At 57.5% G+C, this 487-nt stretch carries 1 pseudogene; it reads left to right on the top strand.

Annotation, left to right across the window (positions count from 1 at the left end):
• Positions 1-487: pseudogene (locus F8C76_RS19160) on the top strand (IS3-like element ISAbo1 family transposase); the annotation flags it as partial.

The following is a 487-nucleotide window of genomic DNA, read 5'->3' as shown; positions in this document are numbered from 1 at the left end:
GCCTGTCCGGGCTGATAAAGCAATTCTGGTTGGAATCTGGAGCCGTGTATGGCTACCGGAAGATCCACACGGATCTACGCGAGTATGGCGAGCGCTGCGGGCCCAATCGAGTCCATCGCCTGATGCGCCACGCGGGAATACGAGCGCAGGTGGGTTACCGTAAGCCACGCCATAGGGCTGGGGAGCTACACAAAGTGACACCGAATATCCTGCAGCGGCAGTTCAATCCGCAAGCGCCGAACGAGAGCTGGGTAACGGATATTACCTATATCCGCACACATGAAGGCTGGTTGTATCTGGCGGTTGTTCTGGATCTGTTCTCAAGACGGGTGATCGGTTGGTCAATGCAATCCCGGATAACCAAGGAGCTGGCGCTGGATGCGCTGCTGATGGCGGTCTGGCGCCGCAAGCCTGAAGGCAAGGTGGTTGTTCACTCCGACCAAGGCAGTCAATACACCAGCCACGACTGGGATTCGTTTCTGAGGGC

Source organism: Flagellimonas olearia (genome assembly GCF_009184425.1).
Classification (GTDB): Bacteria; Bacteroidota; Bacteroidia; order Flavobacteriales; family Flavobacteriaceae; genus Flagellimonas; species Flagellimonas olearia.
Note: the sequence above shows the minus strand (reverse complement) of the source record. Positions and strands in the feature narration are given on the sequence as shown.